The 23,505-nt window shown below is 44.6% G+C and carries 22 protein-coding genes; 12 read left to right on the top strand and 10 right to left on the bottom strand.

Going from position 1 to position 23,505, the window contains the following annotated elements:
* Window positions 1-37: 37 nt before the first annotated feature.
* A complete protein-coding gene (locus F988_RS01930; RefSeq protein WP_004680781.1) occupies window positions 38-265 on the bottom strand; it encodes an accessory factor UbiK family protein in 228 nt (75 codons plus the stop codon).
* Between the two features lie 275 nt (window positions 266-540).
* Between F988_RS01930 and glnK the strand changes: the two genes are divergently transcribed.
* The 6 genes from glnK to F988_RS01900 all read left to right on the top strand — a co-directional run bounded on the left by glnK (window position 541) and on the right by F988_RS01900 (window position 6,075).
* Window positions 541-879, top strand: a complete 339-nt coding sequence (gene glnK, locus F988_RS01925) for a P-II family nitrogen regulator (protein ID WP_000780326.1) — start codon at window positions 541-543, stop codon at window positions 877-879.
* 67 nt (window positions 880-946) lie between these two features.
* Window positions 947-2,359: an ammonium transporter gene (locus F988_RS01920; RefSeq protein WP_004680780.1), complete on the top strand. Its 1,413-nt coding sequence runs from the start codon at window positions 947-949 to the stop codon at window positions 2,357-2,359.
* A gap of 167 nt (window positions 2,360-2,526) precedes the next feature.
* Window positions 2,527-2,991: a transcriptional regulator NrdR gene (gene nrdR / locus F988_RS01915; RefSeq protein WP_004674250.1), complete on the top strand. Its 465-nt coding sequence runs from the start codon at window positions 2,527-2,529 to the stop codon at window positions 2,989-2,991.
* Window positions 2,992-3,003: 12 nt separating this feature from the next.
* Window positions 3,004-4,104 (top strand): bifunctional diaminohydroxyphosphoribosylaminopyrimidine deaminase/5-amino-6-(5-phosphoribosylamino)uracil reductase RibD, encoded by a 1,101-nt coding sequence (gene ribD, locus F988_RS01910; protein ID WP_004680779.1) that lies wholly within the window; start codon window positions 3,004-3,006, stop codon window positions 4,102-4,104.
* Window positions 4,101-5,393: a DNA adenine methylase gene (locus tag F988_RS01905; protein WP_004680778.1), complete on the top strand. Its 1,293-nt coding sequence runs from the start codon at window positions 4,101-4,103 to the stop codon at window positions 5,391-5,393. Before ribD ends, F988_RS01905 begins: the two co-directional genes overlap by 4 nt.
* Before the next feature lie 22 nt (window positions 5,394-5,415).
* On the top strand, window positions 5,416-6,075 hold the full coding sequence (locus F988_RS01900; RefSeq protein ID WP_004680777.1) for a riboflavin synthase: 660 nt from the start codon (window positions 5,416-5,418) through the stop codon (window positions 6,073-6,075).
* A gap of 43 nt (window positions 6,076-6,118) precedes the next feature.
* On the opposite strand, the gene blhA is transcribed toward F988_RS01900, so the two are convergent.
* From blhA to F988_RS01885, 3 genes are read right to left on the bottom strand one after another with little or no spacing between them, the layout of a single operon-like run.
* Window positions 6,119-6,745: a cell division protein BlhA gene (blhA, locus tag F988_RS01895; protein ID WP_004680776.1), complete on the bottom strand. Its 627-nt coding sequence runs from the start codon at window positions 6,743-6,745 to the stop codon at window positions 6,119-6,121.
* Window positions 6,746-6,781: 36 nt separating this feature from the next.
* Window positions 6,782-7,189, bottom strand: a complete 408-nt coding sequence (locus F988_RS01890) for a DNA polymerase III subunit chi (RefSeq protein WP_004680775.1) — start codon at window positions 7,187-7,189, stop codon at window positions 6,782-6,784.
* A gap of 3 nt (window positions 7,190-7,192) precedes the next feature.
* Window positions 7,193-8,641 (bottom strand): leucyl aminopeptidase, encoded by a 1,449-nt coding sequence (locus tag F988_RS01885; protein WP_004680774.1) that lies wholly within the window; start codon window positions 8,639-8,641, stop codon window positions 7,193-7,195.
* Between the two features lie 156 nt (window positions 8,642-8,797).
* On the opposite strand from F988_RS01885, the gene lptF reads away from it, so the two are divergent.
* The 4 genes from lptF (at window position 8,798) to F988_RS01865 (ending at window position 13,865) form a co-directional block, all read left to right on the top strand.
* The gene (gene lptF / locus F988_RS01880; RefSeq protein ID WP_004680773.1) at window positions 8,798-9,898 is read left to right on the top strand and encodes an LPS export ABC transporter permease LptF; all 1,101 of its coding nucleotides are present in this window, start codon (window positions 8,798-8,800) and stop codon (window positions 9,896-9,898) included.
* The gene (lptG, locus tag F988_RS01875; protein WP_004680772.1) at window positions 9,898-10,968 is read left to right on the top strand and encodes an LPS export ABC transporter permease LptG; all 1,071 of its coding nucleotides are present in this window, start codon (window positions 9,898-9,900) and stop codon (window positions 10,966-10,968) included. The genes lptF and lptG overlap by 1 nt, the downstream gene beginning before the upstream one ends.
* Before the next feature lie 120 nt (window positions 10,969-11,088).
* The gene (gene gpmI / locus F988_RS01870; protein ID WP_004680771.1) at window positions 11,089-12,633 is read left to right on the top strand and encodes a 2,3-bisphosphoglycerate-independent phosphoglycerate mutase; all 1,545 of its coding nucleotides are present in this window, start codon (window positions 11,089-11,091) and stop codon (window positions 12,631-12,633) included.
* 53 nt (window positions 12,634-12,686) lie between these two features.
* A complete protein-coding gene (locus F988_RS01865) occupies window positions 12,687-13,865 on the top strand; it encodes a S41 family peptidase (RefSeq protein WP_004680770.1) in 1,179 nt (392 codons plus the stop codon).
* Between the two features lie 46 nt (window positions 13,866-13,911).
* Here F988_RS01865 and F988_RS01860 read toward each other — a convergent pair whose 3' ends face one another.
* From F988_RS01860 to gacA, 3 genes are read right to left on the bottom strand one after another with little or no spacing between them, the layout of a single operon-like run.
* A complete protein-coding gene (locus F988_RS01860) occupies window positions 13,912-15,345 on the bottom strand; it encodes a sigma-54-dependent transcriptional regulator (protein WP_004680769.1) in 1,434 nt (477 codons plus the stop codon).
* A gap of 22 nt (window positions 15,346-15,367) precedes the next feature.
* Window positions 15,368-16,933, bottom strand: a complete 1,566-nt coding sequence (locus F988_RS01855; protein WP_004680768.1) for a sensor histidine kinase — start codon at window positions 16,931-16,933, stop codon at window positions 15,368-15,370.
* A gap of 16 nt (window positions 16,934-16,949) precedes the next feature.
* The gene (gene gacA / locus F988_RS01850; protein ID WP_004680767.1) at window positions 16,950-17,585 is read right to left on the bottom strand and encodes a response regulator transcription factor GacA; all 636 of its coding nucleotides are present in this window, start codon (window positions 17,583-17,585) and stop codon (window positions 16,950-16,952) included.
* A gap of 211 nt (window positions 17,586-17,796) precedes the next feature.
* Between gacA and pbpG the strand changes: the two genes are divergently transcribed.
* Together pbpG and F988_RS01840 are read left to right on the top strand one after the other, a co-directional pair.
* Window positions 17,797-18,876, top strand: coding sequence for a D-alanyl-D-alanine endopeptidase PBP7/8 (pbpG, locus tag F988_RS01845; RefSeq protein WP_004680766.1), 1,080 nt, complete (start codon window positions 17,797-17,799; stop codon window positions 18,874-18,876).
* A 215-nt stretch (window positions 18,877-19,091) separates the two neighbouring features.
* On the top strand, window positions 19,092-19,994 hold the full coding sequence (locus F988_RS01840) for a hypothetical protein (RefSeq protein WP_004680765.1): 903 nt from the start codon (window positions 19,092-19,094) through the stop codon (window positions 19,992-19,994).
* Window positions 19,995-20,050: 56 nt separating this feature from the next.
* On the opposite strand, the gene thrC is transcribed toward F988_RS01840, so the two are convergent.
* The 3 genes from thrC to F988_RS01825 form a co-directional block, all read right to left on the bottom strand.
* Window positions 20,051-21,190 (bottom strand): threonine synthase, encoded by a 1,140-nt coding sequence (gene thrC, locus F988_RS01835; RefSeq protein WP_004680764.1) that lies wholly within the window; start codon window positions 21,188-21,190, stop codon window positions 20,051-20,053.
* A 58-nt stretch (window positions 21,191-21,248) separates the two neighbouring features.
* Complete coding sequence (locus F988_RS01830; protein ID WP_004674291.1) at window positions 21,249-22,550, bottom strand: homoserine dehydrogenase; 1,302 nt, start codon at window positions 22,548-22,550, stop codon at window positions 21,249-21,251.
* Window positions 22,551-22,679: 129 nt separating this feature from the next.
* The gene (locus tag F988_RS01825; RefSeq protein WP_004680763.1) at window positions 22,680-23,495 is read right to left on the bottom strand and encodes a DsbC family protein; all 816 of its coding nucleotides are present in this window, start codon (window positions 23,493-23,495) and stop codon (window positions 22,680-22,682) included.
* Window positions 23,496-23,505 lie beyond the last annotated feature (10 nt).

The raw sequence follows: 23,505 nt of genomic DNA, 5'->3' as shown, positions 1-23,505 counted from the left end.
TAGTCATTGTTCAGTATTGGTTGCACTGAGTTGGTGCTTATTTTTTGTTCTGCACCATTTCTTCAAGTGTTTTCATTTGCTGTTGTAACTCACTCATGCGCTGGTTGGCCAAATTCAGTGCTGTTCGCTGACGATCCAGCTCCTGTTTTGAAACCAGGTCCAGTTTTTCGATGCTTTCATTCAGGAGGGCACGTAAATTTTTTTCTAAATCTTTTTTCGGCTGGTCAACTTGCTGCAAAATGGCTTGTAAAAGTGTCTCAATCATAAAGTGCTCAATCGGTTATGGGTATTTGTTGCCCAGTGTATCACTGCTCACCGCATTCCCATAGCCTTGTGCATCATGGCTGGATGATTGACTGATAAATTTAGCTAAATAGTCGCAATTGAAACTTATTTTCGATTGGGTATCTACATCTTCAAGGCTAAATAGGTTATAAAGAAAGCTTATGTCCAGTATTTAAAAACCCCCAACCTTTAAATATTGGCATGAAAATTGAATATAAAACCTTACTGGTGAAAATAAGCCGAAGGAAAACAAACATGAAGCTTGTAACTGCAATTGTAAAACCATTCAAATTGGATGACGTGCGTGAAGCACTTTCTGATATTGGTGTTCAAGGGATTACCGTAACTGAAGTCAAAGGTTTCGGGCGTCAAAAAGGTCACACAGAACTGTACCGTGGTGCAGAGTATGTGGTTGATTTCCTACCAAAAGTAAAGATTGAAATTGCGATTAGCGATGAAATGGTTGATGCGGTGATCGAATCAATTACCCGTGTCGCAAGCACAGGAAAAATCGGTGACGGAAAAATCTTTGTCACCAATCTAGAACAAGTCATCCGTATTCGTACTGGTGAAACAGGGCCAGATGCTGTCTAAATTGGCATAAAGTTTGCTGAGTTAGAAATAAGAGAAATAGCTCACAAAATAAGGTTGGGGGACACGAATGAAAAAAATGCTTATGGCGCTCAGTCTATCTGGCGCACTCTTAGGTGGCTCTGCCGTGGTTTGGGCAGAAGATGCTGCATCCGCACCAGTCACTGCTGAACAAACTCTAGCTGTGGCTGATAATGGCACAACAACAGAAGTTATTGCAGTAGAAACACCAGCTCCTGTGGAAGCTGCTCCTGCCGCTGAAGCTGTACCAACAGCAGATACAGGTGACACGGCTTGGATTCTGGTTTCAACAGCGTTGGTTCTGTTAATGACCATTCCAGGTCTGGCTTTGTTCTACGGTGGTATGGTACGTAAGAAAAACGTACTGAGCACCATGATGTTCAGCCTTTCTGCGGCAATTTTGGTCAGCTTGATCTGGGTGATTGCAGGTTACTCACTTGCGTTCTCTGGTACTGGCGCATACTTTGGCGACTTGTCGAAAGCCTTTCTGAATGGTGTTGCATTCGATGCCTTGAGTGGAACTATTCCTGAAAGCCTGTTTGTTATTTTCCAAATGACCTTTGCCATTATTACTGTTGCGATTATTAGCGGCTCAATTGCAGACCGTATGAAATATTCAGCATTCATGGCATTCATCGCAGTTTGGGTGATTCTGGTTTACGCACCAATCACACACTGGGTGTGGGCAGCGGATGGCTGGTTATTCAAGGCAGGCGCACTGGATTTTGCTGGTGGCACAGTAGTTCACATCAACTCAGGTGTTGCTGGTCTGGTTGCTGCTTATATGCTGGGTAAACGTACAGGCTTGGGCCGTGAGTCAATGGCGCCACATAACCTGACTTTAACTGTTGTGGGTGCAAGCCTGATCTGGGTGGGCTGGTTCGGCTTTAACGGTGGTAGCGCATTAGGCGCTGGCGCTCGTGCAAGTATGGCAATCCTAGTCACTCAAGTTGCCGCAGCCGCAGCCGCATTCTCTTGGTTGGTGGTTGAGCGTGTCGTTCGTGGTAAAGCCTCAGTTCTTGGTGGTGCTTCTGGTGCGGTTGCTGGTTTGGTTGTGATTACACCTGCTGCTGGTTTCGTTGGTGTCGGGGGTGCGTTGGTGATGGGTCTGATCGGTGGCGTGGTTTGCTTCTGGGGGATTACTGCACTGAAACGCCTACTTAAAGCAGATGATGCATTGGATGCCTTTGGTCTACATGCTGTGGGTGGTATGGTGGGTGCCGTATTAACAGGTATCTTCTACAGTGACGAAATCATTAAAGCTGCTGGTGTTGTACTTGCTCCGACATTCGCTGGCCAACTTTGGGTTCAAATTGAAGGTGTATTAGCAACAATCGTATATAGTGGTGTTGTGACTTTCATTATCCTTAAAGTGATTGATCTGGTGATTGGTATCCGTGTCAGCGCTGATGACGAACGTATGGGTCTTGACCTAAGCCAACATGGCGAACGTATCGAATAACTGATTATTCAGTGATCCAAAAACAGCCCATCAGGGCTGTTTTTTTGTGTCTTTGCCCTTGAATTTCCCTTTATGCGATGATTAAAACCGTGCTCTGCTTTTGCTCAGGTTCAGCAATTGCCTAAACTTTGCTACACTTAAGCAAAGTGATAAATAACTGCGCCACTATGCATTGTCCATTTTGTAACGCTGCTGATAGTAAAGTGATTGACTCCCGTCTGGCCGCCGAAGGCTGCCAGATTCGCCGTCGCCGTGAGTGTGTTGTTTGCGGGGAGCGTTTTACCACCTTTGAGAGTTATGAAGTGGTGATGCCGCGTGTGATTAAATCAGATGGAAAAAGTGAACCCTTTGATGAGGAAAAACTCCGCCGCTCATTGATGCATGCGCTGCAAAAGCGACCTGTGACCCAGGAACAAATTGAAACGGTGCTCAGTGATATTCAGTCGCAGATTCGCCGTCTGGGTGAGCGGGATGTGAAGTCGAGAACCATTGGTGAGATTGTCATGCAGGCACTGTTTGCGCTGGATCATGTCGCCTATGTCCGTTTTGCCTCTGTTTACCAAGATTTTCAGGATGTTGAAGCATTTCGTCGTCAGATTGAGCAAATGCAACAACGTGAAAATGAAGCCTGAGTTAGAGAAATCATGTCTGAGTTCACGCAAAATCATTTATCCCAAGATCAATATTGGATGCAACGTGCCATTGAGTTGGCTCGGCTTGGACAATATTCAACAAAACCAAATCCGAATGTGGGCTGTGTCCTTGTCAAGAACGATCAACTGATTGGAGAGGGGTTCCATCCTAAGGCGGGGCAGCCGCATGCAGAAGTTTTTGCACTTCGCCAAGCGGGCGAACATGCTAAAGGCGCGACAGCTTATGTGACCCTGGAACCCTGCGCGCATTACGGCAGAACACCTCCCTGTGCCGAAGCATTGGTTAAAGCTCAGGTGAAGAAAGTCGTGGTCGCTTGTTCAGACCCAAACCCATTAGTCGCGGGAAAAGGCGTTCAAATTTTACAAGCAGCGGGTATTGAAGTTGAAACAGGAATTTGTGTAGAAACTGCGAAAACGCTCAATTTGGGCTTTTTAAAAGCGATGTCTACGGGTTTGCCGTATGTGCGTTTAAAAATTGCATCCAGTCTGGATGGACGTACCGCGATGGCGTCGGGTGAATCGAAATGGATTACAGGCCCGGCCGCGCGGCAGGATGTACAGCATTGGCGTGCAGTTTCTGGTGCAGTGATTACGGGCATTCAAACAGTACTGGCAGATGACTGCGAACTTAATGTGCGTTCCTTGGACAATATTGATATTGAGACCGTGGTACAACCCAAACGTATCGTGTTAGACCGTCAGGGACAGTTGCCACTTGTTGCCAAGATATTACAAAATCCTGAAACAGTGATGGTGATGACTCCATTTCGTCAGGAACTTGCCGATTTAGGCGTGATACAATTGTCGCCGCAACCTTTAAATCAATTATTGCAGGCCTTGGCTCAACAATACCAAATTTATGATGTATTGGTTGAGGCTGGCGCAACGTTGTCCACCGCCTTTTTACAGCAGGGTTTGGTTGATGAAGTGATCAGTTACGTTGCACCCACCTTACTTGGTCAATCTGCCCGTGCAATGTTCAATGCTGAATTTAGCCAAATGGCAGAGCAACTGCGGTTTGAGTTGGTCGATATCACCCAGCTTGGGCAAGACATTCGCCTGAGATTGTTCCCTATCCAAGAGATGATATGAATCCAGAACCATCGGTTTATCACAAACGTCGGCACGCGGCACGTACCACTGACGAATATCTTTTCCATCAGCTCGTTCCCTATCTTGGTAATAAGCGTCGTCTATTGCACCTTATTTTGGAGGCGCTTGAGATTACGGAAACACTGAATAGCAGGAAAAAGAACCCACCGATTTTTGCTGATTTCTTTGCGGGGAGTGGTGTGGTCTCGCGTTTGGCACGCCAGAATGGCTATCGTGTGATCGCCAATGACTGGGAACCCTATAGCCATGCCTTGAACCATGCCATTTTGGCCTGTGTTGATGCGCCTGCTTTTAAGGAACTGGGTGGCTATCAAAAGGCCATTGATTATCTCAACCGTCTGCCCGAGGTTAAGGGCTGGGTCACGCACAACCTCTGTCCGCGCAATGATGATATCTATGATGCAGCACGTGACCGTTTGTTCTTTAAACGCCGTAATGGCATGCGGATTGATGCGATTCGTCAGCAAATCGCAACCTGGCAGGCACAGGGTGCAATCAATGATGTGGAAATGAGTGCATTACTAGCACCATTGCTGTATTCGGCAAGCTTTGTCAGTAATACCAGTGGCGTATTCAAAAGCTTCCATCAGGGCTGGGGGGGTAAGACCCAAACAGCACTGGAACGGATTGAATCCTTACTGTGGCTGACCCCAAGCCGTTTCTGTGAGATTGGCGATACGAAGCGTCCTGCGGCTGAAATGTGGTGTGTGGATGCCCAACATCTGGCCAATCAAATGAGTGGTTTTGAGGTGGATGTGGCTTATCTTGATCCACCCTATAATCAGCACGCCTATAGCAGTAATTACCATGTGCTCAATGCACTGACTTTATGGGATCAGGTTGATCTGCCACCACCTGATACCAAAGGCTTTAAGAGTGGCATTGACCGTGCCTGGCGTAAACAGCGTCCAAGTCAATATAACTCATCCAAATATGCCAGAGAGGCGTATGAGAAGTTATTGGAAACCATTAATGCCCGCTATATTTTGACCAGTTATTCGACTGATGGAAATATTGAACCGAAAGACCTGCTGACCGCCAATTTAAAACGCGGCAAGGTCACATTGCTGACTCAGGATGTTCCTCGCTATCGGGTCAGTAAACAACGTCAGTCTGAACGGGCACGGGTACTTGAATTTATCGTGATTACCGATACCCATGCCAAGTCTGGTCCACCTTTGCGACAGCTTTTAGGACAGTTGTATCACTTTGCTGAATTGGGTGGGGTGGATACTACAGGCAATAGTACCCAATTGGCCTTGTGGTAAAAGAGGCGTTAGGAGAGATTTTATGTTTACAGGCATTATTGAAAGTTTAGGTAAGGTTGAGAGCTTACAAAGTGTAGGCGGTGATGTACGTCTACGTATTCAAACTGATTTGGATATGTCTGATGTACATTTAGGTGATTCAATTGCGACTAATGGAATTTGTCTCACAGTGATCGAGTGGGGAAGCAATTGGTATGCTGCAGATGTGTCTCGTGAAAGCTTAAATCGAACGACTTTAGGTCAATGGAAAGTAGGTCAATCCGTCAATGTCGAAAAAGCAATGTTGCCAACAACACGTTTTGGTGGACATATTGTGAGTGGACATGTTGATGGTCTAGGAGAAATTACAGTCGTTCGAGAAGACGCACGTTCATTATATTTTGAAGTAACAGCACCTGTTGAATTGGCAAAATATTTAGCTGAAAAAGGTTCTGTAACTGTCGATGGGATTAGTCTGACCATTAACCATCTACGTGGCAATATTCTAAGCTTGAATTTAATTCCACATACGGCTGAGCGTACCAATATTGGCACATGGCAAGTTGGTACAAAAGTTAATTTAGAGGTTGATGTGCTGGCACGCTATATCGAGCGCTTATTGTTGGGTGATAGAGCAGCGGAACAAAAAACTGAGTCAAACATCAGTATGGCATTTTTGGCTGAAAACGGTTTCTTAAAATAAAAAATGAAACATAAAAAAGCCCAGTTTAAACTGGGCTTTTTTATTATTTTTCATCTGAAAATTGACTATTTTTCAGAATGTATTCTATTTCGTCTTGCGCAATCGCATGTAATTTTGCTCTAAAAACTGTGACTGCTTGTTCAATCAAACTTTCCGCTTCCAGTTCCAGTCGAACACGGACACTTTCCAGCTCAAATAAGATTTGTTGGTCATCAATCCTAACACGTTGAGCCTGCGCATAATCAATACTTGGTTGTTCAGGATTTGGTTGATAACGTTCAGTGTGTTGTGCAATTTCTTGATCAATGTGTTGTCGAAGAGCAACAAGATTTTCAGTTTGCTGTTCAAACTGCTGTTCTTCATCTGCCTGTAGCTGTGCTGCATAAGCCGCCTCGGCAGCACGTTTTTCCGCCAATGCCTTTTCCAAAGCCTGCTGTTTGCGGATACGTGCCTGTTCGATCAATTCTGCCTTTAAGTCGGCATAGGCCTGATCAATACGTTGTTGAGAGCGTAGCTGAGCTTTTTCTTCGAGTTGTATCCATGTTTGGATTTGTGTTTGTGGTAACAGTAGATCACAGATACGTGCCAAATCTTCCTGATAAGTCTGGCGGACTGTTTCAGGTGCATTTAACCAGCGTTTTTTAAAATCCTGACCTACATTTAATGCCACGCGACACTCCTCAAAATGATGCTTTTTGTTGCAGACTTATAATTTAAATGTTCGAGGTTCGATACCCAAACGACGATACATTTTAAACTTTTCCCGACCAGCCTGTTTCGCGGTTTCATTATTTTCAATAATTTCGATAATGTGGCGAAAATCCTGAGTTTGTTCAAGTGCATGATTGTTAAAATTAAATACAATCCAATCATTCGATGGCGGTAATTCAGCTGAAATACACACTGGACTATTCAATTGATCAATTCCATGAGCAATAAAGCTACTTGAATCAAAACTCCATAGCTTGTTATCCAACTCATTTTGTAAATTTGAATCAACACAATACCACCAAATCTGTGGGTGCTGATTCAGAATTTTTCGACATAAACGGCAAGCACTATCAACTTGCCGCTCAACGCTGTTTTCAAACAAATAAAAACTAACTTGTGCCATAGATTAGTTATTCGTTTCAACACGATTCGCTAAAAACTGCATCAGTAATGGTACTGGGCGTCCAGTTGCACCTTTAGCTGCACCAGATAACCATGCTGTACCAGCCACATCAAGATGTGCCCAGCGGTAATCACGAGTGAAACGTTCAAGGAAACATGCTGCGGTTATTGCACCACCATAAGGACCACCAATATTGGCAATATCGGCAAATGGTGAATCAAGGAGTTCTTGATATTCTTCCATCACAGGCATACGCCATACACGGTCGAGTGATTGTTCGCCAGCAAGTTGTAATTCTTGTACCAGTTCATCATCTGGAGAGAATAGCCCACTGACGACTTTGCCTAGCGCCACCACACATGCACCTGTCAGCGTCGCAATGTCAATCACAAGGGCAGGGTTGAAGCGTTTGATATAGGTCAGTGTGTCACAAAGTACAAGGCGGCCTTCGGCATCAGTATTCAGAATTTCAACGGTTTGACCGCTCATGGTGGTCACGATGTCACCTGGACGGGTGGCATGCCCTGATGGCATGTTTTCAGCCGCAGCAACCGCACCGACCACATGAATTGGCAGTCGGGCTTCGCATAATGCGCGGATTGTACCCAGTACCGAGGCCGCACCACACATATCAAACTTCATTTCATCCATACCCAAGCCTGGTTTGAGTGAAATACCGCCTGTATCAAAAGTCACGCCCTTACCGACCAGTACCACAGGTGCCTGATCTACCTGGGTATTGTATTCCAACGTGATCACGCGCCCTGGACGTTCTGAGCCTTTGCTGACGGCAAGGAAAGCATACATGCCCAGGTCAGCCATTTGCTGCTCATCCAGTACCGTGACTTTGAGTAGGTCTGGATATTGTGCGGCAAGGGCAAGGGCCTGATCAGCAAGATATTCTGGGAAACAAAGATTCGGCGGGCAGTTGCCTAAATCGCGCGCATAGTTTTGACCTGACTGAACTGCATGAATCAGGTTGAGTTGGGCATCATTCAGTGGGCTTTCGCTTGCAACCAGATCAATGCTTTCCAACACAAATTCATTCTTCTTGGATTTAAATGCATCATAGCCATAAGCTGCCTGTGTCAGGTTCAAGGCAAACAATCCATGTAAATCAGTCGGTAACGCCGAAATGTCTAGCGTGATGTGCTTAAATTTATTTTGTGATGATTTGATAATGGATTGTGCGAGTTTTGCTAATTTAATAGCTTTTAATTCTGCACTTTTCCCAAGACCCAGTAGCTGGGCGTTTGGCTGTACCGCAATATTGGCAATTAACGGCAGGCTTTCATTAAAACCCGCCTTAAACTGAGTGGCATTGAGAATGTCATCTAGCTGGTTGATTTGATAAGCATTTAAATTCTGTTGTAATTGTTCTGAATCAACCAATATCCACAAAGATTCACTTGATGTTTGTGCTGGAAATGCAGTTTGCAGTGTAAATTTCATTGTCTGTTTCGAACCTAATGGACAAAAAAGAAAGATAAGTCCATTAAACACTTTCGGATATGAGGTTGCAATCGGCAACAAGCGATAGGTTTTATATTTTTAACATTCGGGTAAACTACAGTTTCCTTTCGACTGACTCTATCTGGAAGCATTACCTTGATTATTCGGCGTTACCTCGTCAAACAAGTGGTGTCCACCTCGCTGGTGGTGACTGCCTTGCTCACCCTAATCATTATGGGCGGTCAGTTGATCAAGATTTTTGGACGTGCTGCACAGGGTCGTTTGGACGGTGATGTCCTGCTGAGCATCATTGCCTATCGTTTGCCTGAGTTTTTAACGTTGATCCTGCCATTGGGCTTTTTTATTGGCCTGATGCTGGTGTTTGGTCGTCTGTATGTCGATCATGAAATGGCGGTGTTGAATGGCAGTGGCGTGAGCCGCAACCAGTTGGCACGACTCTTATTACCAATGACCCTGGTATTTTTGATTGTTCAGTCTATCTTGATGTTTTGGGGAGCATCTTCGGGAATACGCGCCTATAAAAGCCTGATGCAGACTCAGGCTGTGCGTGCGGGCTTTGATCTGGTTCGACCAAAGGAGTTTATCTCTTCTGGGCCATATACCATTTATGCAGGTTCGCTTTCGGAAGACCGTAAGAATTTAAAGGATATTTTTTATTACCAAAAGGCGGATCGGGAAGATAAGCCTGATGTGATGATTCTGGCGAAAGAAGCCACCCGTGTGGAAATGGCCAATGATACCGCCAATGTGGTTGATCTGGTTCAGGGCCGTCGCTACGAAATCTATCCAAACCAGCCTAGATATACTCAAGCCGAGTTTCAGTCCTATCGTTTACGTCTGGAAAATGATAAGGATGTCAAATTTGAAAGTGATGATGTGGAAGCATTGCCGATGAGCAAGCTATGGCAAAAGCGCGATGATTCCGTGGTGCGGAGTGAGCTGGGCTGGCGGATTTTTGGTCCATTGGTCATGGTGATTGCCCTGATGCTGACCGTGGCCTTGTCTGAAGTCAGTCCACGCCAAGGCCGATATTATCGTCTTATTCCATCTATATTTATTTTTGCCAGCCTGATTGTGTTGATGATCGCAATTAAAACGCGGATTAGTAAGGAACAGCTAGATATCTGGGCCTATCCAGTGGTGTTGTTGGTATATGCAGGTGCTGCGGCAATTTTTGCCCGTAAACAGAAGCTGGCACCCAAAATCAAGAAAAGTATGCAGCGAGTGGGGTTGTGATGTTAGCACGTCGAATAGTCGCCAGACATGTCACCAAAACCACGGTTCTCGCCATGCTGGGAACCACACTGGTACTGTCTTTTCTACAGGTGTTGTTTACCTATCTGGGTGAGCTGGGTTCACTTAAGCCCGATTACAACGCATGGCAGGCGTTCCTGTTTGTGATGTGGGGTGCGCCGCGCTATCTCTATGAGATCCTGCCTGTTGCGGCATTGATTGGTTCGGTTTTAGGGCTGGGGGCATTGGCATCCAATAGTGAGCTGATTGTGATGCGTTCAGTGGGCATCAGCCTATGGCGCATTGTGGGTTGGGTAATGCGTTCAGCTTTATTGCTGATCATCCTGTCGTTTGCCTTGAGTGAATGGGTGATCCCATATACCAATGAAAAGGCGCAGAGCATTAAAACACAGCGTAGTGTCGCATCCTTGGGTGAGGTAAAGGGCTATTGGTCACGTGAGGGGCAGCGCTTTATCTATATTGGCTATGCCAATGCCCAGGGACAACTTCGTGATATTAATGTCATTGATTTCGATCAAAACTACCGTTTGCAGTCTTTTGTCAGTGCCGAACAAGGGCAGTTTGTCAAAGATGGGCAGTGGACTTTAAAAGAGTCGCATCAGATCGATTTACTGGCTCAGGGTAATGCGATCAAGACTGATCATGAGCAACAGCCAATGGGACTGGCATTACAGCCTAAATATGTACATATGGTGACGCTGGACCCAGAGGATTTATCGCCAAGCCAACTGATCAGTTTTATGCACTACCTGAAAGAATATAGTCAGGTGCCAAAAACCTATGAATTGGCATTCTGGCAAAAAGTTGCTTCACCCTTTGCCCTGATTACGCTGGTATTGATCGCCTGTTCCTTTATTTTTGGCCCATTGCGTCAGCAGTCGATGGGTTTCCGTCTCGTAATTGCATTATTTACAGGATTGGGCTTTTTTTATTTACAGGACTTTTTGGGCTATGCCAGTCTGGTGTATGCGCCATCTCCAGCGTGGTTTGTCTTGCTGCCAATCCTGTTGATGTTTGCGGCAGGGAGTTATTTGCTCTATCGCGCACGCTAGAAGTCTGAATAGTTTGAATTGATAATCATTATTGATTAAAGCGTCTGCAAGATCATGGAGAAATTTATCAAATTTCGGTAAACTATGCCGATCAAATGATAGACAAACAGAGAGTCCATTATGACGGATGTAAATGCTGGCAAAATTCCTCACGTTCTGGTCATTATGGATGGCGTGGGACATCGTGAAGCGGTTGAGGGCAATGCTTATCTGGCGGCAAAAACGCCAAACCTCAGCGCCATGAAAGCCAAGCATCCCAATAGTTTAATTTCTGGCTCTGGTGAGGATGTGGGCTTACCTGATGGACAGATGGGCAACTCAGAAGTGGGGCATATGAATCTGGGTGCAGGTCGTGTGCTGTATCAGGATTTTACCCGTATTACCAAGGACATTCGTACTGGTGATTTCTTTGAGCATAAAGTACTGGTGGATGCGGTGGAAAAAGCCAAGGCAGCCCATGGTGCAGTGCATGTGATGGGGTTGTTGTCAGAGGGTGGTGTACACTCGCATGAAGACCATATCGTTGCCATGTGTGAGCTTGCGCTAAAACGTGGTGCAACAGTATATCTACATGCATTCCTCGATGGTCGTGATACACCACCACGCAGTGCCAAGCCATCGCTGCAAAAACTGGATGCTATGTTTGCCCAATACCCAAATCAGGGGCGTATTGTCTCAATGATTGGCCGCTATTTTGCAATGGACCGTGACAATCGCTGGAACCGTGTTGAAGAAGCCTATCGCTTGATGACCGAGGGTGAGGCAATCCGTGTTGCCAATTCTGCGCTTGAGGGATTGGAACAGGCCTATGCGGCGGATGAGAACGATGAATTTGTTCGAGCAACCCGTATTGGTGAAACCGTCAAGGTACAGGATGGTGACAGCATTGTATTTATGAATTTCCGTGCTGACCGTGCCCGTGAAATCACCCGTGCCTTTGTTGAAAAAGATTTTGCAGGCTTTGAACGTAAAGTTGTTCCGCAGCTATCAAAGTTTGTGATGCTGACCCGTTATCAGGCCAGCATTGATGCATCTGTGGCCTATATGCCAGAAGAACTTAAAAATTCCATTGGTGAATACTTGTCTGGTTTAGGTAAAACCCAGTTGCGTATTGCTGAAACTGAAAAATATGCCCACGTCACGTTCTTCTTTAGTGGTGGTCGTGAAGATGAATATCCAGGTGAAAAGCGTATCCTGATTCCATCCCCAAACGTGGCAACCTATGACCTGAAACCTGAAATGAGTGCCATAGAAGTCACTGATGAACTGGTGAATGCCATTAATTCAGGTGAGTTTGACCTGTTGGTGGTGAACTATGCCAATGGCGACATGGTGGGGCATACGGGCGTGTTTGACGCTGCGGTAAAAGCGGTTGAGACAGTGGACACCTGTTTGGGACGTGTCTATGAGGCTGTCATGGCAAACAAAGGGCATATGTTAATTACCGCCGATCATGGTAATGTAGAGCAAATGCAGGACTACGACAGTGGACAGGTTCATACCCAGCACACTACTGAACTGGTTCCATTTATCTATGTTGGGCCAACGCAGGCAACCATTGCTGAGGGTGGGGTTTTGGCAGATGTTGCGCCAACACTGCTTCATTTGATGCAGATTCCTGTACCGCCAGAAATGCAGGGCAGGAATTTAATTACTTTAGAATAAATCTCCCTTAGCTCGTCTTTTTAAAAGAAGAGCTTCTTTAGAAAGGTGAACCAATGAACCAGCACAACAACATTTACAGGGCTTTATATGCAGGGTTGTTGATGTGTTGGGGGCATATCCTATATGCAGCACCAAGCCCACATCCATCGGGCTGGGTGGATGAGACTGCATCGCATAGCAGCGCCGAAGTGCCAATTGAGTCAATTCAACAGTTTGTACAAATCTATGGCATTGTACGGGACAACTATGTTGACAAAAAATCTGATGATGCCCTGTTCCAGCAGGCCATTAAGGGATTGGTCAGTGGTCTGGATCGCTATTCCCGTTATCTGTCTGCTGAGGAATATCGCCAGCTGATTCAATATACCGAGGGTGATTTAGCTTCTGTTGATTTTAATTTAAATTATGACAGCTTTACCCGCTTATGGCAGATTCATGACCTCAAAACAGGGTCGGATTCCAATAAGCTGGGATTGCGTAATGGGCAAACCATCCTGAAAATTGACAATCAGGAATTAAAGAGCCTGAATCAAGATCAAGTGCAGGGTTTACTTTATGGATCGATTGGCAGCACCCTGCAAATACAACCTGAAAACAGCAATAGCACCATCATTCTGGTTCGGAATAAAAAAGTTGAAACCGATATTAAACCTGTTTTATTACATAATCAGGTACTGGTACTCAAAATTCGGGTATTCCAGCAAGATACGGCCAATGAAATCAAACGACTGATTGAGGAATACAGTTCAACCAAGTTAAAGGCGGTTGTGCTGGATTTACGCAATAATCCAGGTGGACTGCTTTCCGCTGCGGTTGAATCAGCAGACTTATTTTTGAATCAGGGACTCATTGTCACCACAAAAAGCCGTTCCGAGGGTGATCAGCAGTTTCAGGCATTGCCCTCCAATGAGTTTCAGAATATTAAACTGGGGATTTTGATCAACCGCCGTTCTGCATCAGCGGCTGAAGTGTTTACCGCAGCCCTGAAAGAACATAAACGGGCATGGGTGATTGGGGAGAACAGTTATGGTAAAGGTGTGGTACAAAAACTGTTTCCACTTCCAAGTGGCGCAGCCCTGCAAATGACGGTATCGCATTATTACACCCCAAATGGCAACATGATTGAGGGACAGGGGATTCAGCCAAACCAGACCTATCCCTTGCCACCAGAAATGAAAGAGGACAGTTATTTAGAACATGTCACTGAACTGGTGCTGAAAAGTAAGCTTTAACATAATAAAGCCCCTTTTAAAGGGGCTTTATTTTTAGATCAGCGTATTACTCATCATCTTCAGTATCGAGTCCAAATTTTTTCAAACGATAGCGTAAAGAGCGGAACGTCATGCCCAGTTTCTTGGCCGCCAGAGTACGGTTCCAGTGCGTGAGATTGAGTGCATTGAGCAGGATTTCTTTCTCAATATTTTCTAGATAGCGTTCCAGTCCTTCAGGCGGAAGTTTTTTAGAACTCATTGCAGGGCTAGTGCTTGGATGAACCTGCTCATTCTCTTCCTGCGTTGCAAAGGGCATGGTGACAGGAGTCGCAATTGAGCCGCGTAATGGGGCTGTTTGCAAGTGTGCAAGATCGATATTTTCGTCATCACTGAGGGTGATGGCGCGTTCAATGATATTGCGTAACTCACGCACATTGCCTGGGAAATATTGTTGTAACAGGAATTGTTCTGCACGAGAAGACAGGGTTTTTGCAGGGAGTTCCCATTCCTGGCTAATTTTCTGGATAAAGTGATTCGCCAGCAGGAGAATGTCCTGGCCACGCTCACGCAAAGGTGGCAGCACGATATCCATGACGTGAATACGGAAAAATAAGTCCTGACGGAAGCGGCTTTGTTGAACCAGAAGTTCAAGATCCTGATGGCTGGCACTGATCACACGGAAATCAACATCAATTTCTTGGTCTGAGCCGACAGGGCGGATCTTCTTCTCCTGTACGGCACGTAATAATTTGACCTGCATATTGAGTGGTAGTTCTGCGATCTCGTCCAGAAACAAGCTACCACCATGTGCTGACAGAATTAAGCCCTGTTTGTCCTGTGCCGCACCTGTAAAACTGCCTTTCTTATGTCCGAACAGTTCACTTTCCATCAATTCGGTTGGAATGGCACCACAGTTAATTGCAATAAAAGGCCCTTCACTACGGTTACTTAGACGATGAACCAGATTGGCAACGACTTCCTTACCTGTTCCAGACTCGCCCGTGATAAATACAGGTGCCTGAGAACGGGCAATTTTCTTGAGTGCGATACGTAATTGTTGAATTGGTGCCGATCGCCCAATCAGTAATTTATTTTCTAAAGCTGTTTCAGCTGCTTCCTGTTCAGGTTGTGGGCGATTTAACGCTTTTTGAATCAACTGGTCTAAATGTGTTTGATTGACAGGCTTACTGACAAAATCAAATGCACCCGCTTTCAATGCCGCAATAGCAATATCCATATTGCCATAGGCAGTTAGTACCGCAATCGGTGTATTGGGATAGTTCTGTGTTACGTGTTTGACTAAATCGAGACCATTACCATCTGGAAGGTTTAGGTCTGTTAAACAAGCATCATACTGAAATTCAGTAAAAAACTTTTTTGCTTGCTCTACACGATAGGCGAGATGGGTTTTAATCCCCATTCGTGCAAGCGTCATTTGCATGAGGAGACATAAGTCTTCTTCATCGTCTACCAGCAAGACGAGTGGTTGTTTAGTTGCCATTTCCCCGAAAACCTAATCTAAATCAATGAATTTTTGAGCATTCAATCCTGAAACATGCTCCTTGTTGTCGCTCAACATAGGTGAGCTTTGCATGATTTGCCTCACAAAAGCTATGAGATAGGTACAATCCTAAACCAGTTCCTTTAATTGCGGTACTAAAAAATGGCTTGAATAGCTGAGAAATATCGCGTTTTGCCACGCCTGTACCAAAATCAATGACATCAATACAGATTCGCCCCTCTTTTAAATGCACCTGCACCTCAATATGTTCCGCATCTGCGGCATTATGTCTCAATGCATTGCGAATCAGGTTGATCATGACCTGCCTCAACTGTTTTTCATCAAACAGGATACTGGCTCGTTCAGGAAGATTGAGCTGAATCTGTTGTTTTACATCAGCCAAATCTTCATTGAGTAGGCTACCAAAAAAATCAGTCAGGTGAATGACCTGTGCCTCTGTCGGCTTGTTGCGTGCCATTTCCAGCGTATCCTGAATGATGCTGTCAATCCGCTTGGCCTGTTTGCCAATCATGCGTGAAAGCATGTCCTGTTGATGGGCATCACTTTCCTTGAGCAGTTCATTGGCCTGTACAATTGCAGCCAGAGGGTTGCGAATTTCGTGAGCGATACTGGCGGAGAGCTGTCCTAAGGCCGCCAGTTTCAATTGCTGGACTTGCTGGTTAAGTTTCTGTGCATCTTTTAAAATCAATAAAATGAGGAATTGTTCAGGAACGACGAGGTGCTTAACCTTTATATTGACGGTATAAGGGCTTTGTTGGGATTCAAAACTAAATTCCTCACCATCTTTCAGGTCACTGAGCCTGATCAATTCGAACAGGTCGGCCTGCCATTTGATCAGTGGTGTTTTTTCCGCCGAAATAGGAAAATGAACACCCAGCAGGGTATTGGCGGCGGGATTGCTGAGTACAATATGGCTGCTTTCATCCAGCACCAGATAACCATCCTCGATCTGTTCGAGAATATAGCGGTTAATGTTCTGGAGTTGATGGATCTCGATAGATTGGTGGAAAGTTAAGGTTTCCAGAATTTTAAAGCGTTGCACTGCAATACGGCCAATCGCATGCACCACAAAAAATAGAAAGGCAAGGAGAGCGCTATTGCCGAGATGATTTAAATTATTGTAGTCAAAAAAGTTGCCAAGAAAACGCTGGTAAACCACCATAATTACCGCGAACAGCGTGACGATTAAGGATAACTGGGCATTAAGCAGAATGGCGGATGAAAAAATAATAATAACGTAGAGCAGGCTAAGCTGGAGGTTTGGCCCACCTGCTGAAAATGTAATTAGGCTCAGGCAAATCACGTCAACAATAAAGACAAAGATCAGTTGCTTGGTGATTTGCAGTGGAAGCAGTTTCAGTAAAAAGAGCTGGAAAATATTGATGCAGGTATAACACAGCAGTGTATAAAAATACAGAAAGGGGTATTGATAGTTGTTGCCCAGTTGTTCTGCGGTAAGTACATAAATCAGGATCAGGCTGACTGAAATAATCAGGCGATAACCACTATACCAGATCCCTAGTCGATAGATGGTCTGTGATACAGAGGAGGCAATTTGTCCCAACATAGGCGATGACTAAAGATTAAGGTTTAATGAGTCCATATCGAATCGCAAGATGGGTAAGCTTGACATCGCTATCAATTCCCAGTTTTTCAAAAATACGATAACGATAAGTATTTACGGTTTTAACACTAACAAACAGTTTATCTGCAATTTCTTGAGCACTAATACAATTAACCACCATCATTGCGACTTGCATTTCACGCTCAGAAAGTGCGTCAAAAGGTGATTGTTGCGTATCTGAAAGATAAGAACTCGCAAGCTGTTCAGCAATATCGGCACTGAAATATTTACCGCCCTGCATCACCTTGTTAATGGCACGTACCATTTCTGAAATAGGCGCACCTTTGGTGATATAACCTTTTGCACCTGCTTTTAATAACAACGATGGATAAGGTTCTTCCGCTAAACCACTGACAGCAATCACTTTAGTCTCAGGTGCGGTTTGTAACAGGCGACGTGTTGTTTCTACGCCACCAATGCCAGGCATATTGACATCTAATAGTACAACCTGAGGATGCTTTAATCGAACTAAAGCAATCGCTTCTTCTCCAGATTCAGCTTGTCCAACAACATCAACATCTGGATGGTCTTCCAACATACGACAAATGCCTGTGCGTACGAGCTCATGATCATCAACAACGAGAACAGTGATCAAGAAGACCTCCTTTTTTTCAGAAAAACTGGTTTTTTGTTACATAAAGCAAAATGAGCTTGCATTGAAACGACAAAATTAGCAATCCTATTCTCCGTTTCTAGCGAATAGTTGTACACAATTGTGTCTATAAAAGCTTTACCCGATTTGTTCAAATGTAAGGCATAATGATAGTAAGCGCAAATGTGCAGCGTCCTGAGTTGAGTATTGTGTCGTGAAAAAATCTAAAAAATCTGTCATACATGTGTTGGGCATGTCTATTTTGTTGGCGCTTAGTTCAACAAGTTATGCTGAGCTGGTTGTAAATAACAATCCAGCCTCTACAAGTGCGAATAGTTCTTCAGCTTCGTTAAATTGGTCTGCAAGTGATGCAAGCCAATTGATGCAAGATGATGATTCATTAGAGATCAGTCCGCAAGGCTCGACCTCTGTGACCACAACTTTACGCAGTGGTGGTTCTGCAACCATTACATCGTCGAGTAGCCCTAAAAATACTGTACAAATTCGCGACACTTTTAGCAACAGCAGCAATTATAGTAGCCAGCCTTCAGTCAATGCCCGCGCTGCGCTGGTGATGGATGCGCAAACGGGTGAAGTGCTGTACAGCAAAAACAGCAACATGTCTGTGCCAATTGCGTCAATTACCAAACTGATGACAGCCGTTGTGACTGCTGACGCACGTTTAAATATGTCTGAAGAAATTACATTGCAATCCATTGATTTTGCGGGTGCAGGTGGCAAAAACTCCAGTTCAACCCTGCGTGTTGGCGACACAATGAACCGTGCAGAAGCATTGTTGTTTGCCTTGATGAAGTCTGAAAATCCTGCGGCAGCCGCTTTGGCTCGTACCTATCCAGGTGGCCGTCCTGCCTTTATTGCAGCCATGAATGCTAAGGCAAAGCAATTAGGTATGAGCTCTACCCGTTTTGCTGAATCAACGGGGCTGGACCCTCATAATATTTCATCAGCACGTGATCTAGGCATTCTAGTCAGTGCAGCTTCACAATATGGCTTGATTCGTCAGTTCTCTACCACGCCAGCCTATGACTTCAATCTAGGCTATCGTATGTTGAAGTCAAACAATACCAATGCCTTGGTGCGTAATGGTGGCTGGAACATTAACCTGTCAAAAACAGGTTATATCAATGAGGCAGGGCGTTGTGTGGTGATGCACACCACAGTAAATTCGCGTCCAGCGGTTGTGGTATTGCTTGGTGCATCCAGTTCACAGGCACGTACCAATGATGCTACCAATCTATTGAATTGGGTTGCAACACTGCCAAAACGTATTTAATACTGCGTAGATCAGTTTTTAAAATAAAAACTCTTCATCAAGAAGAGTTTTTTTATGCCAAAATGAAGCGACATAATTTGTCTTGTATCAACGCATGATACTGGTTTTTAAAATAAAAATCAGTTAATGTTAAATCATAACACTGGCTTTACAGTGCTTAAGTTTTACATCAGAAAAAACAAACAATTGAGTGATAAATAAATTAGGGGAACAACATGGGCAGCTATGTGATTCGTGAGAAATACTTTGGTTATAACGATGAAACTTTCTACGTAGCTGGCAATCGTATTGCTAATGTTTTTGATAATAAACAACAGGCTGAATTAGCTTATAAAAAACTTGAGATAGATGGAGCGCGTGATTTTGCATTACATGAAGTTGAATCCCTTTTTGATGCTGATGAAGCATTATTGCAGCAATTAGATGATTTCGTATATTCACGTTGTGGTGAACATATCTGCGAAGCAGGGGATATCTCTGACGATGTATTACCAGTAAGTTTAAGTGACGATGATACCTTTGAATTTATTCAGCTTGCTGGAATGCAAAAATTCCAATTGGTTGAATTCGAAAATCAAGTCAAATTTTATGGTTTATGGTCTGTAAAAAAACAACGATGGGTTGAGGAACATGATGAATGCTTTGCGGGTTTAATATATTCAGAAAGTTTAGATGCTTTTAAATCTAAAGTTGAGCATATTTTTGCTGATTATGATTATTCAGCAATTGAACTAAAAGGTAGCTTAGAAGAACTTTCAGCGCAACCGATTTTATTGCAGGCAATGATTAGTGCACAATCTGGTTTAAGTTATGATGAAGCAAAACAAACTCTTGTCATTGATGCTTGGCAAGATGAAGCATTGTATGCTGTGAATTCGCTATTGAAGCAGCCTTTGTTTGAAATTAAAGAAATTGGCCTAGAAGAAATTCAAACGATTGAAAAAGAATTGGCCAAGCAGTATAGCTATGATGAAGATGACTGGGGAGACGAAGAAGAGGGTGAAGACTTTGATGCCGAAGCCCTTGTTGAAGAACTCATTCAAGAGTTGGCAGAAGAACTGGACTTAAGTGATGAGCAGCGGGCTGAACTGTTTAAGGAAATGAAAAAAGAATCTTAACGCCTGAAGATTAAAAAAACCTGCCGTAGCAGGTTTTTTGATCTATCAATGATAGCTTACATATTTGAAAGAATTGAATTTTTCACTTGGGCCATGGTGGCATCGATTGACAACATGACTGCATCAGCACATTGCTTGATTGCAGTATCAGGATCTTTCAAACCGTTACCTGTCACAGTACATACAATCACAGAACCCTCAGCAATTTTACCCGCCTTGATGTCACGGATTGCGCCACCGATAGAGGCAGCAGAAGCAGGTTCCACAAACACACCTTCATACATTGAAAGTAAGCGTTGCGCTTCAAGAATTTCAGCATCCTGTAACTCGTCAAACCAGCCTTTAGAGTCACGTACCACCGCTTTGGCATGGTTCCAGCTCTGTGGATTACCAATACGAATCGCTGTTGCAACAGTTTCTGGATTCTCTACAGGCGCGCCACGTAAGAATGGTGCAGCACCAGCAGCTTGATAACCGACCATGGTCGGTAAACCTTCTGGTTTAGGGCCAGTAAATTGATCAGTTGATGCATCATAGATCACTTGTTCAAACTGGTCAGCAGGCTGGTTTGCAACTGCTTCTGTATAACCCATCCAGTGTGCAGTAATATTCCCTGCATTACCGACGGGCAAGCAGTGATAGTCAGGTGCACGACCTAAAGCTTCCACGATTTCATAGGCAATGGTTTTTTGACCTTGCAAACGATACGGGTTGATTGAATTTACAATGGTGACAGGTGCCTGATCAGCCACTTCTTTAACCAGACGCATACCATCATCAAAGTTACCACGAATTTGCATAGTGATCGCGCCATACATCATCGCCTGTGCCATTTTACCCATGGCAATCTTGCCTTCTGGAATGAGTACAAATGCCTTGATGCCTGCACGGGCCGCATAAGCTGCCGCCGCTGCTGAAGTATTACCTGTAGAGGCACAGATAATCGCTTTAGAGCCTTCCTCAACTGCCTTGGTCACCGCCATAGTCATACCACGGTCTTTAAATGAACCTGTTGGGTTCAGACCTTCGTATTTGACATAGATTTCAACATTTTTGCCAATAATACGTGGAATGTTCTCTAGTTTGATTAGTGGAGTATTACCTTCACCCAAAGAGATTGCACGTGTAGTTGCAGACACAGGTAAACGGTCACGATAACGGTCTACAAGACCAGTATAACGATTGGCATTCGACATGATGGTGTTCCAATATGAGGTAGAGCGGGGAGAGGGAAGTCATTTTCCCTCAACCTGATTAACTATCGAGCGATTCTAAACGAATTCTGATGATTTCGCCATGAATTGTAGGTAATGCCTGAATTTGTGCAAGCGCTTCATCCATCTTGGACTCAAGCACTGGATCAGTCAAAATCACAATCGGAATTAAATCCTTTAAGCGTGATTGCTGCATAATGGCATCAATACTGATCCCCGCACGGCTGAGAATGGTGGTGACATCGGCCAATACACCCGTCTGGTCTTCGGCATTGAGGCGAATGTAGTATCCAGTGGTCATTTGCTCACGGCTGAGGATTGGCACATTGGTGAGTGCTTCAAATGCCAGTTGAGGAATCGTTCCTGCACCATCTTCGGTATAGGAAATATCACGCACAATATCAATCACATCGGCGACCACCGCAGAAGCGGTTGGACCTGCACCTGCGCCAGCACCGTAATACAACGTAGGACCAACTGCATGAGCTTGCACAAGAACGGCATTCTTAACACCATTGACATTGGCAATCAGTTCTTCGGATGGGATCAATGTTGGATGGACGCGTAACTCAATTCCATTGGCTGCACGGCGTGCAATACCCAAATGCTTGATGCGGAAACCAAGATCTTCTGCATATTTCACATCTTGTGCGGTAATCTTGCTGATGCCTTCGGTGTAGACTTTGTCAAACTGTAGCGGAATACCAAAAGCACAAGAGGCTAAAATGGTGAGTTTATGGGCCGCATCAATGCCTTCAACATCAAAGGTTGGGTCAGCTTCGGCATAGCCCAGTTCCTGAGCTTCTTTTAACACATCTTCAAAGGCACGGCCTTTTTCACGCATTTCTGTCAGGATAAAGTTGCCTGTACCATTGATGATCCCTGCCAGCCATTGAATATGGTTTGCTGCAAGGCCTTCACGGATCACCTTGATAATTGGAATACCGCCAGCAACCGCCGCTTCATAGGCGATCTGTACGGCATTGTCTTCTGCCGCCTTAAACAGTTCATTGCCATGTTCAGCAAGCAAAGCCTTGTTTGCGGTAACCACCTGCTTGCCATGTTTAATGGCTTCCATGATGACTTCATAGGCAGGATGAATGCCACCCATGACTTCAACCACGACATCTACATCAGGTTGACGTACGATGTGCATCAGGTCATCATTTTGTTGAATACCCTCAAGATTTAAGTCTGGACGTGGACGGCGTGTACCCACATGGGTAATTTGAATTTCTCGACCAGTACGGCGTTTAATTTCAGCAGCATTTTCTTGTAATAATTTAAGGGCTCCACCACCAACAGTACCAAGACCGAGTATCGCCAGACGAACTGGTTTCACGTCACACTCCATTTTATTCAATCGTTTTAATGAAGCTTGATCATAGCTAAAAAACTGCGTAGACACTAGGGCTAAGATCACTTTAATCTGTCGCCCAATTCGTTCTGGTGTATATGGAGAGAGAATAATTTATTTTTCAAGTCGCTTGATGATCTCGTCAGGGGTCATATAACCACCCAGATATTCACCCTCAACATTGTAAATTGCTGGGGTGCCATTTACGCCCATGTTGAGACCCAGTTGATATTGGTCACGTACTGGGTTTTTACATTCTCCAGCGAGGACAGGTAAACCCTGAACGGCTTGATCAAAGGCGGCCTTACGGTCTTCACTACACCAGATCGCGGTCATGGTTGGCATAAACTGCTCACCACGAGGCCATGCGATGTAACGCACTTCAATGCCTTTAGCGGTAATTTCAGCCAGATGTTCATGCAGTTTGTGGCAGTAAGGGCAGCTTGAATCGGTAAACACATAAATCACATGTTTGGCTTTACCGCCCTGCGCTGGATAAACAATCAGGTCTTCTGTTTTAAGGGCGGCCAAGTGTTTTTTATTCTCTGTTGACTGCAATGCCTCACTGACATTGTGCAACTGTTTGTCGCCTAAACGAATTACATCACCCTGAATAATATACTGCCCGTCAGCCGTGGCATAAACTGAACCCATCCCTTCCAGACTCACCCAGTATAAGTTGGGCACTTCGGTTTTTTTCACCGCCAAAATTTTGGCATTGATATTGGCGGTTTTAAAATGCTTTTCCAGCGTTGAAACCAGACGCTGCTGGGTATTGCGTTCATTTAAGGTTGATGCTTCACCAGTTGCAGGCGCACTCGCTGTCAGGGCATCTTGTTTTTGTGCTGAGTTTTCTTTTGAGCAAGCACTTACCAATAATGTCGATGCTAATGTACATGCAAGTACAAGCTTGGAACGGTTAAACAACATAAGGAACCTT

The sequence above is a fragment of the Acinetobacter parvus DSM 16617 = CIP 108168 genome (assembly GCF_000368025.1).
Taxonomy (GTDB): Bacteria; Pseudomonadota; Gammaproteobacteria; order Pseudomonadales; family Moraxellaceae; genus Acinetobacter; species Acinetobacter parvus.
The sequence above is the reverse complement of the archived record's forward strand: the minus strand, read 5'-3'. Positions and strand labels throughout refer to the sequence as shown.

Coding starts and splice junctions, on each gene's coding strand:
- F988_RS01920 (WP_004680780.1), top strand. CDS start 947: ATGAAAAAAATGCTTATGGCGCTCAGTCTATCTGGCGCACTCTTAGGT.
- lptG (WP_004680772.1), top strand. CDS start 9,898: ATGTTAGCACGTCGAATAGTCGCCAGACATGTCACCAAAACCACGGTT.
- F988_RS01860 (WP_004680769.1), bottom strand. CDS start 15,345: ATGGCAACTAAACAACCACTCGTCTTGCTGGTAGACGATGAAGAAGAC.
- F988_RS01900 (WP_004680777.1), top strand. CDS start 5,416: ATGTTTACAGGCATTATTGAAAGTTTAGGTAAGGTTGAGAGCTTACAA.
- glnK (WP_000780326.1), top strand. CDS start 541: ATGAAGCTTGTAACTGCAATTGTAAAACCATTCAAATTGGATGACGTG.
- F988_RS01930 (WP_004680781.1), bottom strand. CDS start 265: ATGATTGAGACACTTTTACAAGCCATTTTGCAGCAAGTTGACCAGCCG.
- nrdR (WP_004674250.1), top strand. CDS start 2,527: ATGCATTGTCCATTTTGTAACGCTGCTGATAGTAAAGTGATTGACTCC.
- F988_RS01855 (WP_004680768.1), bottom strand. CDS start 16,933: ATGTTGGGACAAATTGCCTCCTCTGTATCACAGACCATCTATCGACTA.
- F988_RS01865 (WP_004680770.1), top strand. CDS start 12,687: ATGAACCAGCACAACAACATTTACAGGGCTTTATATGCAGGGTTGTTG.
- thrC (WP_004680764.1), bottom strand. CDS start 21,190: ATGTCGAATGCCAATCGTTATACTGGTCTTGTAGACCGTTATCGTGAC.
- gpmI (WP_004680771.1), top strand. CDS start 11,089: ATGACGGATGTAAATGCTGGCAAAATTCCTCACGTTCTGGTCATTATG.
- F988_RS01840 (WP_004680765.1), top strand. CDS start 19,092: ATGGGCAGCTATGTGATTCGTGAGAAATACTTTGGTTATAACGATGAA.
- F988_RS01825 (WP_004680763.1), bottom strand. CDS start 23,495: ATGTTGTTTAACCGTTCCAAGCTTGTACTTGCATGTACATTAGCATCG.
- F988_RS01885 (WP_004680774.1), bottom strand. CDS start 8,641: ATGAAATTTACACTGCAAACTGCATTTCCAGCACAAACATCAAGTGAA.
- F988_RS01905 (WP_004680778.1), top strand. CDS start 4,101: ATGAATCCAGAACCATCGGTTTATCACAAACGTCGGCACGCGGCACGT.
- F988_RS01890 (WP_004680775.1), bottom strand. CDS start 7,189: ATGGCACAAGTTAGTTTTTATTTGTTTGAAAACAGCGTTGAGCGGCAA.
- ribD (WP_004680779.1), top strand. CDS start 3,004: ATGTCTGAGTTCACGCAAAATCATTTATCCCAAGATCAATATTGGATG.